This window comes from Actinomadura sp. 6K520, assembly GCF_004349245.1.
Lineage (GTDB): Bacteria > Actinomycetota > Actinomycetes > Streptosporangiales > Streptosporangiaceae > Spirillospora.
The window spans coordinates 25,490-41,498 of sequence record NZ_SMLC01000057.1 but is presented as its reverse complement, the minus strand read 5'-3'; the positions used below and the strand labels follow the sequence as shown (position 1 = coordinate 41,498).

Genomic DNA, 16,009 nt, shown 5'->3' with positions numbered 1-16,009 from the left:
GGCCGTCGGTGGCGTCGAGGGCGCGGGCGATGCCGAAGTCGATGACGCGGGGGCCGGTGGACGACAGCAGGACGTTGGCGGGCTTGAGGTCGCGGTGCACGATCCCGGCGCCGTGGATGGCGGCGAGTGCGGTGGCGACCCCGACCGCGAGGCCCTCCAGGTCGGAGGCGGGCAGCGGCCCCTTGCCCTGGACGGCCTTCTCCAGGCTCGGCCCGTCGATGTACTCGGTGACGATGTAGGGCGGGTCCTGGTCGAGCTCGGCGTCCAGGACGGGCGCGGTGCAGAACCGGTGGACGCGCCGCGCGGCGGTGACCTCGCGGCGGAACCGGGCGAGGAACGCCGGCTCCCCCGCGAGCTCGCGGTTGACGACCTTCACCGCGACGCGGCGCCCGTCCGGCTCGGCACCGAGGTAGACGGTGCCCATGCCGCCGCGGCCCAGGCGTCCGAGCAGGCGGTACGGCCCGAGGACACGGGGTTCGTCCTGCTCCAGCGGTACGGCGGCGGTCGTCGTCATGGGGGGCGGCGCTCCTCGGCTGATCGGCTCCTCGTGCCCACCCTAAGGGAGCCGCGGGACGCGGGCGTGCCCGTCAGGGGAGGAGCAGGAGCTTGCCCGTGGTGCGCCTCGACTGCAGATCCGCGTGCGCGGTGGCGGCCTCGGCGAGGTCGTACCGATGCCCGACATGGATGTGCACGGCGCCCGATGCGACCCACCCGTAGACGTCGGCGGCGCGCTCCAGCAGTTCCTCGCGGGCCTCGGTGAAGTGGGCGAGCGTCGGGCGCGTGAGGTACACCGAACCGGCCGCGTTGAGGCGCTGCGGGTCGAACGGGGGCACCTTCCCGCCGGCCGCCCCGTACAGCGCCAGGACGCCGCGGCGGCGCAGGCTCGCCAGACTTCCGTCGAACGTGGGCGCCCCGACACCGTCGTACACGGCGGCCACGCCCTCACCGCCGGTCAGCTCGCGCACCTTGTCGGGGAAGCCGTCGTAGCCCATCGTGACGTCCGCGCCCGCGTCCCTGGCGAGCTTCTCCTTCTCCGGGGTGGAGGCCGTCCCGATGACCCTTGCGCCGAGGGCCTTGGCCGCCTGGGTGAGCAGCAGGCCCATCCCGCCTGCCGCCGCGTGCACGAGGACGGTGTCGCCCTCCCGGATCGGGTACGTCGAGCGCGTCAGGTAATGCGCGGTCATGCCCTGGAGCAGCGACGCCGCCGCGTCCTCCAGCGTGACCCCGTCGGGGACGGGGACGACCCGTCCCGCAGGGATGGCCACCTGCTCCGCGTAAGCGCCCTGGACATTGACCCACGCCACGCGGTCACCGACGGAGAACTCCGTGACGCCGTCGCCGGTCGCCGCGACCGTCCCCGCCGCCTCGACGCCGGGCGTGAACGGCAGCTCCTGCGGGTACGCGCCGGTCCGGAAGTACACGTCGATGAAGTTGACGCCCGCGGCCGCAACGTCGATCAGCACCTCCCCGGGCCCCGGGTCCGGGACGGGACGCTCCCCGGCGACCAGGACCTCGGGGCCGCCGTTCTCGGTGATGACGATCGCGCGCATGTGGTTCTCCTGCCGGTCGGATGCCGCTGCCCCGGGAAACCCGGTGCCCGCGCGGCCTATTCCACTACCGGACGTTCCCCCACGGGCGGTCCGCCCCGCCGGTGCGCCCCGCCGGTTCGCCCGCCGGTCAGACCCAGTCGCGCATCGTGCGGGCGACCACCGCGACGGCCTCGTCCACGCGGGCCGCGACCGTCCCGGCGTCCCAGATGTCGCGGCGCGCGCAGTCCTCGAACGCGACCTTGACCGCGCCCAGGAAGAACGCGACGACGATCCGCGGCCGCAGGTCGTGCTCCAGGTCGACGTCCTCGCGCCGCGCGATCTCGGTGGCCAGCGCCTCCGAGGACGCCGAGTGCCGCGCGATCTGCGCCGCCATCAGCGACGGCGTCGCCTCGATCACCTTGCGGACGCGGCGGAACCGGACGCCGTCCGCCGGGTCGCCCTCGGAGATCGTCCGCAGCATCACGCGCAGCGACTCCAGCAGCGCGGTGAACGGGCGCTCCCCGGGCGGGCGCGCGGCCAGCGCCTCCTTCAGGATCTCGTCGTGGTCGGCGAGGAAGCTGGTGACGACGTCCTCCTTGGTGGCGAAGTAGCGGAAGAACGTCCGCTGCGACACCTCCACCGCCGCGACGATCTCGTCGATCGTGGTCGCCTCGTACCCCTGCGAGAGGAACAGTTCCAGCGCCGCGTCGACGAGGGCCGTCCTGGTCCGCTGCTTCTTGCGTTCGCGCAGTCCGGCCAGGGCGCGCGGCGCGGAGGGACGGTCGTGGGTGGGGCCTGACGGGTCGCCGGCGGGGACGGCGCTCATCGGCTCGCTCCTTCGGTCCGCTTGGCGCGGGCGCTGGGGCACCCGGCTCACAGGTGGCTTTTATCACGGACGGACCCTCCGGATGGGCGCCGGGTTCCACGGTCCGGAAGGCTCCGCACGCGATTGGCGCAGGCGGGCCCGGCGCGTCGCCGGCCCGTTCCAGGACCATCCCCGCGGTATCGCGAAACAGGCGTCCCACTCTCGGGATTTTCCCTGCGCGGCCCCCGGTATCGGGTCATGCTGAGTACCGGTCACCAATCGTCGCCGGATGATCGCCCATGGTGGTCTCCGGCGGTCCGGACCATGCTGAGGCGGCTGTTGTGTCTGTAGTCGGTGGGCGGGAGATCGCCGAGGTGCGCCGGCGTCACCTCGCGGTCCTCGCGAGGGAGGTGGAGGCGCGGGGCCTTTCCTGGCGCCTCGCCGGTCCCGAGGAGTCCCTGCTGAGTGTGGCCGGCCCGCGCACGCGGCGGCAGGTCATGGTCGTCGCCACCCTCTTCGGGGACGCGTGGTACTACCTTTGGCCAGGTGGCGGCATGGCCGGCGTGGCCGAGGCCGCCGACGTCGCAGAACGTCTGACCCGTCTGCTTGGATAGCGCCCGGCAGGTTTCCGCCTTGCCCTCCGGCAGGCGATGTCTCTAGACTCGGGTCCGAACATTCGTTCGAACACCCGCATGCACTTCCCCCGTGCGGTGCGCACGAGGGGGAGGCAGATGACTCGCGTTTTCGGCGACCCGGTGGACGTCTGGGTGAGCGACGGACGTCCCGTCCGGTTCGTCTGGCGTGGCCGGCTCTACACCGTCCGGCGGGTGCTGGAGCACTGGGTCACGACCCGCGACTGGTGGCGGGAGCAGCACCCCGCCGGCGAGGCCACCGGCGAGCGGGAGTTCTGGCGGGTCGAGGCGACCCCGGACAGGGAGATCGGCGTCTACGAGCTGCGTTATGACGTGGCCGCCGACAGCTGGCTGCTATCCCGGGTATGGGACTGACGTGCACATTCATGTCGCTTCGGGCTATTCGCTGCGGTACGGGGTGGCGCCGCCCGCCGCCCTGGTGCGACGCGCGGCCGACCTCGGCATGGAGACCCTCGCGCTGACCGACCGCGACGGCCTGTACGGCGCGGTCCGGCACGTCCGGGCATGCGGCGACGCCGGGATCGGTGCCGTCGTCGGCGCCGACCTCAGGGTCGCGCCCCGGCCCGCGGACCGCGCGGCCGGGCCGGCGGCCCCGCGCACCGCGCCCGCGGCCCCGCGCACCGCGCCCGCGGCTGCGGAGCGGATCGTCGTGCTCGCCGAGGGCCGGGCGGGCTGGCGGTCGCTCTGCCGGCTGGTGACGGCGGCGCACGCGGCGGGCGAACGCGGGAAGCCCGTCGTGACGCGGGAGATGGTGGGCGCGCACGCCGAGGGCCTCGTCGTCCTGCTCGGGCCCTGGTCAGACGTGGGCAGGGCCGTCGCCGCGCGGCGGCCCGACGTGGCGGCGCGGCTGCTGGCCGCGTGGCGCGCGACCGCCGAGACCGTGCTCGAGATCGTCGACCACCACGACCGGGGGGACGGGCCCCGCGCCGCCCGGATGCTCGCGCTCGCCCGCGAGACCGGGGTACCCGCCGTGCTGGGCAACGCCGTCCGGTACCTGGAGCCGGCCGACCACCCGGTCGCGCAGGTGCTGGACGCGGCGCGCCGCCTCGCCCCCCTGGACCGGCGGAACCTGGACGACCGGACCGGTCACGCCTACCTGAAGTCGGTCCCCGAGATGCGCCGGACCGCGGAACTGAGCTGCGGCCCGGACGAGGCGGACGCGCTGCTCGCCGCCACCCGGCGGCTGTCGGAACGCTGCGTCCTCGACCCGGGCGGCGACCTCGGCATGAACGACGTCCACCTGCCGGCCGTCGCGGGCGACGCGTACGCGCGGCTCGTCGCGCGCTGCGCGGCCGGGCTGACCCGCCGCGGGCTCGGCACGTCGTGGCGGGCCGCCGCCCGGCTGGAGGACGAGCTCGGCGTGATCGCCCGCAAGGGGCTGGCCCCCTACTTCATCACGGTCGCCGACGCCGCCGCGCTGATCAGGTCGCGCGGCATCCGGTGCGCCATCCGCGGCTCGGGCGCCGGGAGCCTCGTCAATCACCTGCTCGGCATCGGCGACCTCGACCCGCTGCGGCACGACCTGCTCATGGAGCGGTTCCTCGCCGACAGCCGCGAGGGGCTGCCCGACATCGACCTCGACGTGGAGTCGGCCCGCCGCCTGGAGGCGTACGAGGCGCTGTTCGACCGGTTCGGCGGGGAGAGCACGGCCTGCGTGTCGATGATGGAGACCTACCGGGCGCGCAGCGCCATCCGCGACGTCGGCAACGCCGTCGGCCTGCCGCCCCTGGAGATCGACGCGATCGCGAAGGCGTTCCCGCAGATCCGGGCGAGCCAGATCCGGACGGCGCTGCACGACCTGCCCGAGCTGCGGCAGAGCAACCTGGCGGCGGGGCGCCTGGAGGTCCTGTTCCGGATCGCCGAGCGCCTGGACGGCCTGCCCCGCCACATCGCCATGCACCCGTGCGGCGTCCTGCTGTCGAACCCGTCGCTGCTCGACCGGACACCGGTCGAGCGGGCCGCCGTCGGGTTCCCCATGAGCCAGTTCGACAAGGACGACGTCGAGGCGATGGGCCTGCTCAAGCTCGACGTCATCGGCGTGCGGATGCAGTCGGCGATGGCGCACGCGGTGGCGGAAGTAGCACGTACGACCGGGGAGCGGATCGTGCTGGAGGACGTCCCGCGCGACGATCCCGCGACCTACCGGCTGATCCGCACGTCCCGCACGCTCGGCTGCTTCCAGATCGAGTCGCCCGGCCAGCGGGACCTGATCGGCAGGCTCCAGCCGCGCGACCTGGACGACCTGGTCATCGACATCTCGCTGTTCCGGCCCGGCCCGGTCAACTCCGACATGGTGACGCCGTTCCTGGAGTCGCGCGCCGGGACCAGGGAGCCCGAGTACCCGCACCCCGACCTGGAGCCGGTGCTGCGGGAGAGCCTCGGCGTGGTCGTCTTCCACGAGCAGGTGCTGCGCGTCATCGACGTGATGACCGGCTGCGGCCTCTCGACGGCGGAGGCGGCGCGGCGGAGCCTGAACGACGAACGGGGCCAGGCGGTGGTCGGCGCCTGGTTCCGCGAACGGGCCCTGGCCGAGGGCTACGACGAGCCGGTCGTCGAACGGGTCTGGCGGACGCTGACCGCGTTCGGCGCGTTCGGGTTCTGCAAGGCCCACGCCGCGTCGTTCGCGCTGCCGACCTACCAGTCCGCCTGGCTGAAACGGCACCACACGGCCGCGTTCTACGCCGGTGTCCTGACCCACGACCCCGGCATGTATCCCAAGCGAGTCATCCTGGACGACGCGCGGCATTTCGGGGTCCCGATCCTGCCGCTGGACGTCAACCGGTCCGGGGCCGGCTGGCACGTCGAGCCCGTCGCGGGGAGCGGCCGGGCCGGGATCCGCGTCGCGCTGAGCGAGGTCCGGGGCATCAGGGACGCGGAGGTGGCCGCGATCGTCGCCGGGCGCCCCTACACGTCGCTGACCGACTTCTGGCGCCGCGCCAAGGTCTCCCGCCCGACCGCCGAGCGCCTCGCCCTGGCCGGCGCGTTCGACGGCGTCTACGCGCCGGAGGAGGTGGCCCGCCGCGACCTGCTCTGCCGCGTGGGCGCCCTGGACCGCGCCACCGGCCGCGCACCCGTCGTCGAAGGCCAGCTCCCCATCGGCGGCGGGGACGGGGAGAGCCCCCTCGAACTCGAACTCGCCGCCGACGTCCCGGCGGGCGAACTACCGCCGATGACGCCCGCCGAGGTCGTCGAGGCGGAACTCGACATCCTCGGCATGGACGTCAGCCGGCACGTCATGACCTTCTACGACGGGCTGCTCGCCGACCTGGGCGCGGTCCGCGCCGGTGACCTGCCGGGACGCCCCGACGGATCCGAGGTCCTGGTCGCCGGCGTCAAGGTCGCCACGCAGACCCCGGCGGTCCGGTCGGGGCAGCGCGTCATCTTCGCCACGCTGGACGACGCGACCGGCCCCGTCGACCTCGCGTTCTTCGAGTCGGTGCAGGACAGGTGCGCCGCCACCGTCTTCGGCTCGTGGCTGCTCGTCGTCCGGGGCCGCCTCCGCCGCGCCGGGGCGCGGGCCGTCTCGATCACCGCACACGCCTGCTGGGACCTGAACGTTCTGTACGAGGAGTGGCGCCGGGGAGGGCGGGAGGCCGTCCGCGCCGCGCTGGCGGCCCCGGCGCCGCCGGGCCGTCCGGTCGGCCACCGCATCGTGCAGCCGACGGGCTTCGCGATGTCGCCCTACTCGGACATCGGCCACGCCGGGCCGGTCGCCGGGCGTCCCCCGAGAGGAGCCCTCTGGCACACCAGCCAGGGCAGCTCAGGCCCTGCCCCGCGCTAGCTCCCCCGGGGCGGTCTGGAGCCTGGTGATCTGGAAGACGGCCGCCATGCAGAGGGAGGCGGCGAGGGACTGGCAGGCCGCGGCCGCGACACCGACGTGGACGTCGAAGCGGGCGTCGGCGAGGGTGTCCACGCTGCCGTGCGCGAAGGCGTACGCGAGCAGCACGCCGAGGAGAAGGCAGACCCACCAGGCGGTGACGACCGCGCCGACGGCCTGGCGCTGGGCCGTCCGGTACCGGCCGCTGTTCACCCACACCTCGTAGACCGTCCGGGCGGGAAGCCACAGGTTGACGACCGGGGTGAACCAGCCGAGCAGCACCCAGGCCCGGTGGTACTGGTGCGGGCCGGGCGACTGCCCGTAGGCGCGCCACAGCCAGGTGAGGTACAGGATGCCGGTGACGCCGGCCATGATGGCGCTGATCGTGAACAGTTCGGTGTAGGGGGCGAGGGCCTTCTCGGTGGCCGCCGCCTCATAGGTGCCGCGCGTGGCGGTGCGGAGCGGTTCGGAGAACCGGAGCAGGCTGAGGCCGGAGCCGAGGGCGACGAACGCGTTGAAGCCGAGGAGCATGAAGACGGCGACGCCGACGGCACGGAAGTCGCGGCGCCGTGCCCACGCGCCGCACGCGGGGCACCGGACGACCTCGGTCGGGATGATGTCGCCGCACAGCGCACACGGCATGGTTCACCTCCGCCGGGTTTTGCGGTTCGCTGTACCGGATACTACGTACCTTTGACTTGCACGGCCCAACATGGGTTCGCGTTCACCGGCGGTTTCTTCAGATATGGAAGACGAACCGCGTGGTGGCGAGCGTCGCGGCGCCGGCGACGGTGGCCCAGGCGGCGAGGCGGCCGAGGCCCCCGGTGGACAGAAGTCTCTCGGGACGGAAACCGGTCACGAGCAGCAGCGCCCACCACTCGGCGGCCAGCGCGATCGTCGCGTACAGGGACCCGAAGCCGATCAGCGAGAACAGCAGGACGACGGCCGCGGGCGCCGCGGTGTGCGCGAAGAGCACCGGGCCGCGGGCCGGTCCGTGCACGTTCCGGCGCAGGCCCACGAGGACGGCGGCCCATCCGGCGGCGCACAGCAGCCACAGGGCCGACACCGTCACGGGCAGGCCGTTCAGCGCTTCCGGTGCCAGTGCCTCGTCCTTCCCCCGCGTGGCCGTCCCCGGGCCGGCCTTCCCTGCGCGGTCTACCCCGTCCGCCGCCGGAGTGCGGGCCGGATGCCCGGCCCGCTCCCATGTGGTGAATTCTGGCAGCATTTACGGCTTCGCATCCCCGGCGGGGAGGACGGCGACGACCTCCCAGGGCCCTCGGGGCGGGGCGAGCGGGACGGCCGCGTCCGGCCCTCGGCACGGCCGCCGCGTGGGCGGCGTGCTCGCGGACGCCGGTCGGCACCTCCGAGCGGTCGAATAAAGGTTCGAGAATGTCAGAGGTGCTCCGTACCGTTGACCTTGTGATTCGGGCGACACCCGGGAACAGGAGTCGAACCGAGTGGCTTGTAATGACGTACCTAGGGGTATGTGACCTTCGGTGGTATCGCACCGGCGCGGAACCACCGGGCTTTGAAGGGGTGTTGGCAGTGGCAGCGACCGACACGTTCCATCTTTCCCACCCGCGGCTCGACGGGCCCGCCGAGCGGACCGTCGTGGAACCGTGGCTCACCGACCTCTCCCACGCGACGCTGAACGCCTACGCCGAGACCTCGCCCGCGCTGGCCCCGGTCGAGGCACTGCCCATGCGGCCGACCCCGTCCACCCGGCCCGAGCCCGCCCGCGTCGCCGTGGCGGCCTGACCGACGACGAAGGAAGGGGACCGAGCAGCCCTCGGTCCCTTTTCTCTTGCCCGGTCGTCTCATATATTGATACAGATTTCCCAGAATCTGAGAAATGGTCCTAGGGTACGGACACAGGAGAGAGGTGATTCCGATGGCCCCGGCCTATACACATGGCCACCACGCGAGCGTGCTGAGCGCCCACCGGTGGCGCACGGTCGACAACTCCGCCGCCTACCTGACCGGGCACCTGCGCCCGGGGCTCTCGGTCCTGGACGTGGGCTGCGGTCCAGGCACGATCACCGCCGGTCTCGCCGAACGCGTGGCCCCGGGCAGGGTCGTCGCCGCCGACTCCGCGGAGACCGTCCTGGACGAGGCCCGCGCGAACACCGCCGGGGCGGCCAACGTCGAGTTCGCCGTCGCCGACGTCCACGCCCTGGACTACGCCGACGGAACGTTCGACATCGTCCACGCCCACCAGGTCCTGCAGCACGTCGCGGACCCGGTCGGCGCCCTCCGCGAGATGCGCCGGGTCACCCGCCCCGGCGGCCTCGTCGCCGCCCGCGACGCCGACTTCGGCGCCATGGTCTGGTATCCGGAGCCGCCCGGCATGGACGCCTGGCTGCCGATCTACTACGCGGTCGCCCGCGGCAACGGCGGCGAACCCGACGCCGGCCGCCGCCTGGTCTCCTGGGCCCGCGCCGCGGGATTCGCCGACGTCACCGCCTCCTCCTCGACCTGGTGCTACGCCACGCCCGCCGACCGCGAATGGTGGAGCGAGTCCTGGGGCGGCCGCATGATCAGGTCGTCGGTGGCCGAGCACGCCGTGGCGGGCGGCCACGCCACCCGCGACGAACTCCAGCGGGTCCACGACGGCTGGAAGGCATGGGCGGCCTCCGCCGACGGCTGGTTCTCGGTGACCCACGGCGAGATCATCTGCCGCGCCTGAGCCGGCGGCGCGGCTAGGGGCCGGCCGTGTCCGGCGCGGGATTGCGGGTGGAGCCTGGCCCGGTCTCCGGGGCGGTGTCGTCCTCGGCGAGCACGCGTGCGATGCGGTAGACGACCGCGACCAGCGGAACCGCGACGACGGCTCCCGCGATGCCCGCGGCCAGCGTTCCGGCGGCGACGGCGACGACGACCACCACCGGGTGCAGGTGCAGCGTCCGGCCCATGATCAGGGGCTGCAGCAGGTTGCTCTCGGCCTGCTGGACGGCGAGGACGGCGGCCAGCACGAGCAGCGCGTCCGTCAGCCCGCCGCCGACGAACGCGATGAGGACGGCCGCGGATCCCGCGAGGACCGCCCCGATGATCGGGACGAACGCGGCGACGAACGTCAGCAGCGCCAGCGGCAGCGCGAACGGAACCCCGATCAGCACGAGCGCCAGCCCGATGCCGACGGCGTCCACGAGCGCGACCAGGACGATCCCGCGCACGTACTGCCCGAGCGCCCGCCATCCCGCCAAGCCCGCGACATCGACCTTCTCGCGGCGCTGCTCGGGCACGAGCCGCAGGACCCATTCCCACATGCTCCGCCCGTCCTTGAGCATGAAGAACAGCAGGAACAGGGCGATCAGGACCGCGGCGCCCACGCGCGTCGCCATGCTCGCGCTGGCCACCGGGTCGGGCGACCCCCGCCGCAGGGCGTTGAGCAGGCCGTCGATCACCTCGTCGAGCTGCCGCTCGTTGATCGGCAGCTCGCTCACGATCCGGGCCTGGGCCCGCTGGACCCCCTGGGTGAGGCTGCGGCGCATCTGCTCCCACTGGGCGGCGACCTGGTTGGTGACCAGCGCGATCGAACCGCCGACGGCGACGAGCACCGTGAGCAGCCCGGTGAGCGCGGCGACCCAGGCGGGCGCCCGCAGCCGCCGCACCCGCCGGGCGACCGGCGCCACCAGCGCGGTGAGCAGCAGCGCCGAGATCACCGCCATCACCAGGGACGCGATCTTCAGGGCGAGGTAGATGAGCACGCCGACGGCCGCGACGATGACCAGGATGCACGCGGCCACGGCCGCGGTGTTGCGCAGTGCGGGCGGGACGGCGTCGAAACCTTTCCGGGAGGTCACCCCGCCGCACTACCCCGACCCCCGTCCGGCAATCGTGCTCAGAAGGGGTCGGTCAGCTCGCCCAGCTTGTCGGTCAGCTCCAGGTTGTGGGAGTAGTCGACCGGGACGGCGATGACCGAGACCTTGTCGTCGGCCAGGGCCTTGCGGAGGGTCGGGAGGAGCTCGTCCGCGGACTCCACGCGGTACCCGCGGGCGCCGAAGCTCTCCGCGTACCGGACGAAGTCCGGGTTGCCGAACCTGATGTTGGAGCTCTCCCCGAGGTCGAGGTCCATCTTCCACTCGATCAGCCCGTAGGCGGAGTCGTCCCAGATCAGAACGGTGATCGGGATGTTCTCGCGGACCGCGGTCTCCAGCTCCTGGGAGTTCATCAGGAACGCGCCGTCGCCGGTCGCGGCGAGGACCCTGCGGTCCGGGTGGGCGAGCTTGGCGGCGATCGCGCCCGGCACGGAGAAGCCCATGGACGACAGGCCGTTGGAGACCAGCAGGGTGTTCGGCTCGTAGGTCGGGTACATGCGCGCCATCCACATCTTCACCGCGCCGGTGTCGGCGAGGACGATGTCCTCGCGGCCCATGGCGGCGCGGATGTCGGCGACGATGCGGCGGGGCGAGAGCGGATGGCCGTCGTCGGTGGCGCCCTGGGCCAGCTCCTCGCGGAGCATCCGGCGGATCTTCTCGCCGGTGCCGTTGACGTCGAAGCGGCGGTGGACGCTGTCGGCCAGCGTGTGCAGGCTGCGCGAGATGTCGCCCTGGATACCGACCTCGACCGGGTAGCTCTCGTCGACCTCGGCGGGGAACTGGTGGATGTGGATGATCTTCTTGTCGCCGCTCGGGTTGATCTTGACGGGGTCGAACTCCTGGGGCTCGTAGCCCACCGAGACGAGGACGTCCGCCTCGCCGAACCCGAAGTTGACGTAGTCATGGCGCATGAACCCGACCGCGCCGAGGGCGTTGCGGTGGTCGTCCGGGAAGACGCCCTTGCCGTTGAACGTCGTCGCGACCGGCAGGCCGAGCCGCTCGGAGAAGTACCGCAGCGCGCCGCTCGCGCCGGCGCGGGTCGCGCCGTGGCCGGCGAGGACGATCGGGCGCCGGGCGGTGGCGAGGACGTCGGCGGCGCGGGCGATCTGCGCCGGCGAGGGCTCCTGCGGCCGGACGACGTTGACCGGCAGCGGCTTCAGGCCGGCGGAGACCTTCGCGGTCTCGACGTCCTCGGGGATCGCCAGGTAGACGGCACCGGGACGCTCGGTCTGCGCGGTCTTGAACGCCTTGCGCACCATCTCCGGCAGGGCCTCGGCGGTCGGGGCCAGCTCGGACCACTTGGTGATCGGGCGGAAGAGCGAGACCAGGTCGACGATCTGGTGCGACTCCTTGTAGATGCGGTCGAGGCCGACCTGCGCGGAGATCGCCACGACGGGCGTGCTGTTGGTGGTGGCGTCCGCCACGCCGAGCTGCAGGTTGATCGCGCCGGGGCCGAGCGTCGCCGAGGCCACACCCGCCCTGCCGGTCAGGCGGCCGTAGATCTCCGCCATGAACGCGGCGGCCTGCTCGTGCCGGACGAGGACGTAGCGGATCGGGGAGTCGTTCAGCGCGTGGACGAAGTGGATGTTCTCTTCACCGGGAATGCCGAAGACGTACTCGACGCCCTCCGCCTCCAGGGTCCTGACGAGAAGGCGGGCGGCGTCCTGCTGCGCGGACATCGGGTGTCCTCATCTCCAGACTGCGTATCGCCGGATGCTGTTCGGTGTAGCACCCGGTGTCCTACCTCCATTCCGCGCGATGATGTGGGATCGGTCTCGTCCGGAACCGCCCGTGCGTCAGGAGCCCGTGCCTCAGGAGTCGGCGAGCTCCTTGATCGCTCGCAGGGTGGGCTCGTCCCGCACGCCCGCGATCAGCAGGGTGGTGACGGGGCTGTCGCGCCACAGCTGGAGCCGCCCCTTGATCCGCCCGATGGGGCCGAGCAGGGAGATGGAGTCGGCCAGCTCGTCCGGCACGGCCTGGATCGCCTCGTCGCGGCGGCCGCCGAGAAAGAGGTCCTGGACGCGCGCCGCCTGCTCGGCGTAGCCGAGCCGGCCGATCAGGTCGAGGTGGAAGTTGCGGTCGCGGGCGCCCATCCCGCCGATGTAGAACGCGAGGGGGATCTTGGCGAGCTGCAGCGCGGACGCCAGGTCGTCGGTGACGATCGTGGTGACGGTCGCGGCGATCTCGAAGCCGTCCGGGCGGTTCGCGAGGGACGCGCCGAACACCGGCTCGATCTGCTGCGGGTCGACGAACAGCGGCAGCCAGCCCTGCGCGACCTCGGTGGACAGCGCGATGTTCTTCGGGCCCTCGGCGCCGAGGTAGACGGGGATCTCCGGGCGGACCGGGTGGACGATCGACTTCAGCGGCTTGCCGAGTCCCGCCCCGCCGGGGTACGGCAGCGGGTAGTGCGGGCCCTCGCTGGTCACCGGTGCCTCGCGGCGCCACACCTGCCGGACGATGTCGAGGTACTCGCGGGTGCGGGCCAGCGGCTTCGGGAACGGCTGCCCGTACCAGCCCTCGACGACCTGCGGGCCGGACGCGCCGAGCCCGAGGATCAGCCGCCCGCCGGACAGCGCGTCCAGCGTCAGCGCGTGCATCGCGGTCGCCACCGGGGTCCGCGCCGAGAGCTGGACGACCGCGGTACCGAGCCTGATCCGGGAGGTGCGGGCGGCGTACCAGGTCAGCGGGGTGAAGGCGTCCGAGCCGTACGCCTCGGCGGTGAACACCGAGTCGTAGCCGCACCGTTCGGCGGCCAGCACCGTCTCGGTCTGGTCGTCGACCTCGCGCTGCCAGTAGCCGACGTTGATGCCGAGCTTGAGTTCCGCGGTCACGTTGCACCCTCCGGTTGTCGATGCACCGCGATACTAGAACAGGTTCTAGTTTCTCGGAAGGGTGGGGGCCGCGGCGCGGACGCCGCGGCCCCCGGCCGGTCGCCGCTAGCTCTCCTTGATCGCGCTCACCAGGTTCCGCCAGGCGGCCGGCGTCAGCACCAGCGCCGGTCCGGCGGGGTCCTTGGAGTCGCGCACCGCGCGAAGGTCACTGGACAGTGGTGCCACCTCGACGCACTGGTCGCCGCTCCCGCTGTGGGAGGACGTGCGCCAGGGGGCACCGGTGAGTTCGCGCTGCAGGTTGGTCACGGGCTGCTCCTTGCTGCCTCGGCGATGAGGTGCGCGGAATCCTCGGGGGACAGGGCCGCCTCCTCGATCCGCTGGAAGCGATCCCTGTGCTTTGCTATTGCCTCGGCGCTCTCAAGGTAAACGTCACCCATGGTGCCCTCTACGTAGGCGATATCTGGGTCTGCGGGGTCTGGATACGACAATATGGTGAATCGTCCATCAAGGCCCGCATGCTCCTTTGCTGTATATGGAAGTACCTGTATTGACACGGTTGGGCGGGTTTTCGCGGCGGTGGCGAGCGCGTCCAGCTGCGCGCGCATCACCTCCTCGCCGCCGATCGGCCGGTGCAGGACCGCCTCATCGAAGATCACCTGCAGGCGCGGCGCGTCCGCCCGGTCGAGCAGGGACTGGCGTATCTTGCGGGCGGAGATGCGGCGCTCGATGTCCTCCTGGGCGGGCAGCAGCCGGCCGGCCGTGATCACGGCGCGGGAGTAGTCCTCGGTCTGCAGCAGCCCGTGGACGAGCTGGGGGTCCCAGGTGCGGATGTGCGATGCCTCGTCCTCCAGGGCGACGTAGCTGCCGGCGAAGACGTCCTGGTAGGCGGTCCACCAGCCGCGCTGCCCGGCCTGCCGGGCGAGGGTGATGAGCGCGTCGCGGCCGGGGCTCGGCACGCCGTAGAGATCGAGGATGTCGGCGATGTCGCCTGGCTTTGGCCGGGTCTGGCTCGTTTCGAGGCGGGAGACGGTGGCTCGCGACCAGTCGAGCCGGTCGGCCACCTCCTGCAGGGTCAGGCCCTGCTCCTCGCGGAGCTTGCGGAGCTCCCGCGCCAGACGGCGGCCACGAACGGTGGGGCGGTAGGTCATGGGAGTGGAGTCTTGCCACTCTCGGCGCGCGCCACAACGCGATTGGCCAACCCGGCGGAAAGGGTGAAGCAAATGTGTGAAGACACTTGCGATCGTGAGATTCTCACGTCACGCTTTGTTCCGTGACCGGCCGTGGACTCTGCGTGACGAGCGGGCCGGCCGCGTCAGGCACGCGACCGTGGGAGGAACCCGTGCAGCGCACGCCAGCCGATCTCGCGCCACAGACCATGGCCGACGCAGTGGCCGTCCCGACCGGAGAGGCCCGTGCCCCGGCGGGCACCATGCCGGGCTGGGTGTGGGCCCTGCCCGGCGGGCCGGGGTGCGCAAGCCATGCCCGCGCCGTCCTGCGCGACGCGCTCGCCTCGCTGGGCGTGCCGGGCGACGTGATCGCCGACGCGCAGCTCATGGTGAGCGAGCTCGCGACCAACGCGCACCAGCACGCCGGCGAGCACGGCCCCCACGAGCTGTGGCTGTACGTGGCGGGCGGCGACGCCCCGGCCGGCGGGGCGGGCGAGGTGCGGTGCGCCGTCTTCGACGCGCTCGCCGACGCGTCGCTGCCCGGCTACTCCTGGACGTCCGGCGACTGCGGGCGCGGGCTGAGCATCGTCCGCGACCTGTCCGGGGAGCGGTGGGGGATGCGGCGGACGATGTCGCGATTAGGGCCGCCCGTCCGCGGCAAGGCCGTCTGGTTCGCCGTTCCCGGCGCCACCGCGGTGCTCTCGTAGCCGTACCGCCCGCTGCCCTGCCGCCCTTTTCGCCGCGACGGCCTAGCTCTTTTCCAGGGCCGGTTCCACTTCCCGGGCGGGTTCCTTTTCCAGGGCAGGACCGATTTCGCTCACCAGGGTGAGGAGAGTCCGTGCGAGGAGCGTGTGCACCTGCTCGCGGTCGAGCGTCTCCTCCTGGAGCCATTGCCGGGTCGCCGCGTCCACCAGCCCCGAGTAGGTGCGCAGGACGGCGCGCAGGGTCGCGGTCGGCTCCGGCACCCGCAGGACCGCGAGCATGTGCTCGACCGCCTCGTCGCGGAACCGGTTGACGATCCGCAGCAGCTCCGGGTCCTGCCCGAACCCCTCGGCGTCCAGCGCCGCGAACCATGTCGTCGCGTTCCGCTCCGCCGTGTCGAGGAACAGGTTCACGCACAGCTCGACCGCCTCGGGCAGCGTGCGCCGCTCGTCCACCGGCGGCACCTGCAGCGCGGCCGACGCCGTCAGCCCCTGGACGACCTTGAGGAAGAGCTCCCGTTTCGTCCCGAAGTAGTAGTGGATCAGGCCCCGCTGGACCCCGGTCTCGCGGGCGATCGCGGCGGTGGACACCTCGGCGTAGGGGAGCTCGGTGAACATCCGGCGCGCGACGTCCAGAATCTGGGCACGCCGCTCGTCCGGGGCCAGGCGCTGGTAGCTCACCGTGACAGCCT

Annotated in this window: 17 protein-coding genes; 6 read left to right on the top strand and 11 right to left on the bottom strand. The window is 72.6% G+C overall.

Going from position 1 to position 16,009, the window contains the following annotated elements; translation table 11 throughout:
• The 3 genes from E1289_RS17310 to E1289_RS17300 all read right to left on the bottom strand — a co-directional run.
• Window positions 1-514: serine/threonine-protein kinase (locus E1289_RS17310; RefSeq protein ID WP_131981324.1), on the bottom strand; the 514-nt coding region annotated here is incomplete at its 3' end.
• Window positions 515-587: 73 nt separating this feature from the next.
• Window positions 588-1,550, bottom strand: a complete 963-nt coding sequence (locus tag E1289_RS17305) for a quinone oxidoreductase (protein WP_131981322.1) — start codon at window positions 1,548-1,550, stop codon at window positions 588-590.
• Between the two features lie 127 nt (window positions 1,551-1,677).
• A complete protein-coding gene (locus E1289_RS17300; protein ID WP_131981320.1) occupies window positions 1,678-2,355 on the bottom strand; it encodes a TetR family transcriptional regulator in 678 nt (225 codons plus the stop codon).
• A 320-nt stretch (window positions 2,356-2,675) separates the two neighbouring features.
• Between E1289_RS17300 and E1289_RS17295 the strand changes: the two genes are divergently transcribed.
• The 3 genes from E1289_RS17295 to E1289_RS17285 all read left to right on the top strand — a co-directional run bounded on the left by E1289_RS17295 (window position 2,676) and on the right by E1289_RS17285 (window position 6,768).
• Entirely contained in the window at window positions 2,676-2,948 is a 273-nt protein-coding gene (locus E1289_RS17295) for a hypothetical protein (protein ID WP_243712879.1), read from the top strand.
• 117 nt (window positions 2,949-3,065) lie between these two features.
• Window positions 3,066-3,341, top strand: coding sequence for a DUF6504 family protein (locus tag E1289_RS17290; protein WP_131981318.1), 276 nt, complete (start codon window positions 3,066-3,068; stop codon window positions 3,339-3,341).
• 1 nt (window position 3,342) lies between these two features.
• On the top strand, window positions 3,343-6,768 hold the full coding sequence (locus E1289_RS17285) for a DNA polymerase III subunit alpha (protein ID WP_243712877.1): 3,426 nt from the start codon (window positions 3,343-3,345) through the stop codon (window positions 6,766-6,768).
• On the opposite strand, the gene E1289_RS17280 is transcribed toward E1289_RS17285, so the two are convergent.
• Together E1289_RS17280 and E1289_RS17275 are read right to left on the bottom strand one after the other, a co-directional pair.
• Window positions 6,748-7,446 (bottom strand): DUF4328 domain-containing protein, encoded by a 699-nt coding sequence (locus E1289_RS17280; protein ID WP_131981314.1) that lies wholly within the window; start codon window positions 7,444-7,446, stop codon window positions 6,748-6,750. The genes E1289_RS17285 and E1289_RS17280 overlap by 21 nt on opposite strands.
• 97 nt (window positions 7,447-7,543) lie before the next feature.
• The gene (locus E1289_RS17275) at window positions 7,544-8,029 is read right to left on the bottom strand and encodes a hypothetical protein (protein ID WP_243712875.1); all 486 of its coding nucleotides are present in this window, start codon (window positions 8,027-8,029) and stop codon (window positions 7,544-7,546) included.
• Between the two features lie 320 nt (window positions 8,030-8,349).
• Between E1289_RS17275 and E1289_RS17270 the strand changes: the two genes are divergently transcribed.
• On the top strand, window positions 8,350-8,562 hold the full coding sequence (locus E1289_RS17270) for a hypothetical protein (RefSeq protein ID WP_131981312.1): 213 nt from the start codon (window positions 8,350-8,352) through the stop codon (window positions 8,560-8,562).
• Window positions 8,563-8,695: 133 nt separating this feature from the next.
• Entirely contained in the window at window positions 8,696-9,490 is a 795-nt protein-coding gene (locus E1289_RS17265) for a methyltransferase domain-containing protein (RefSeq protein WP_131981310.1), read from the top strand.
• A 13-nt stretch (window positions 9,491-9,503) separates the two neighbouring features.
• Here E1289_RS17265 and E1289_RS17260 read toward each other — a convergent pair whose 3' ends face one another.
• The 5 genes from E1289_RS17260 to E1289_RS17240 all read right to left on the bottom strand — a co-directional run bounded on the left by E1289_RS17260 (window position 9,504) and on the right by E1289_RS17240 (window position 14,598).
• A complete protein-coding gene (locus E1289_RS17260) occupies window positions 9,504-10,604 on the bottom strand; it encodes an AI-2E family transporter (RefSeq protein ID WP_131981308.1) in 1,101 nt (366 codons plus the stop codon).
• Window positions 10,605-10,642: 38 nt separating this feature from the next.
• Window positions 10,643-12,298 carry an acetolactate synthase large subunit gene (locus tag E1289_RS17255; protein ID WP_131981306.1) on the bottom strand — a complete coding sequence of 552 codons (1,656 nt, stop codon included), beginning with the start codon at window positions 12,296-12,298 and terminating at the stop codon, window positions 10,643-10,645.
• A gap of 132 nt (window positions 12,299-12,430) precedes the next feature.
• Window positions 12,431-13,450 carry an LLM class F420-dependent oxidoreductase gene (locus E1289_RS17250; protein WP_131981304.1) on the bottom strand — a complete coding sequence of 340 codons (1,020 nt, stop codon included), beginning with the start codon at window positions 13,448-13,450 and terminating at the stop codon, window positions 12,431-12,433.
• Window positions 13,451-13,555: 105 nt separating this feature from the next.
• Entirely contained in the window at window positions 13,556-13,756 is a 201-nt protein-coding gene (locus E1289_RS17245; RefSeq protein ID WP_131981302.1) for a DUF397 domain-containing protein, read from the bottom strand.
• Entirely contained in the window at window positions 13,753-14,598 is an 846-nt protein-coding gene (locus tag E1289_RS17240) for a helix-turn-helix transcriptional regulator (protein ID WP_131981300.1), read from the bottom strand. Before E1289_RS17240 ends, E1289_RS17245 begins: the two co-directional genes overlap by 4 nt.
• 191 nt (window positions 14,599-14,789) lie before the next feature.
• Between E1289_RS17240 and E1289_RS17235 the strand changes: the two genes are divergently transcribed.
• A complete protein-coding gene (locus tag E1289_RS17235) occupies window positions 14,790-15,323 on the top strand; it encodes an ATP-binding protein (RefSeq protein WP_131981298.1) in 534 nt (177 codons plus the stop codon).
• Between the two features lie 42 nt (window positions 15,324-15,365).
• On the opposite strand, the gene E1289_RS17230 is transcribed toward E1289_RS17235, so the two are convergent.
• The gene (locus E1289_RS17230; RefSeq protein WP_131981296.1) at window positions 15,366-15,998 is read right to left on the bottom strand and encodes a TetR/AcrR family transcriptional regulator; all 633 of its coding nucleotides are present in this window, start codon (window positions 15,996-15,998) and stop codon (window positions 15,366-15,368) included.
• Window positions 15,999-16,009: the final 11 nt, after the last annotated feature.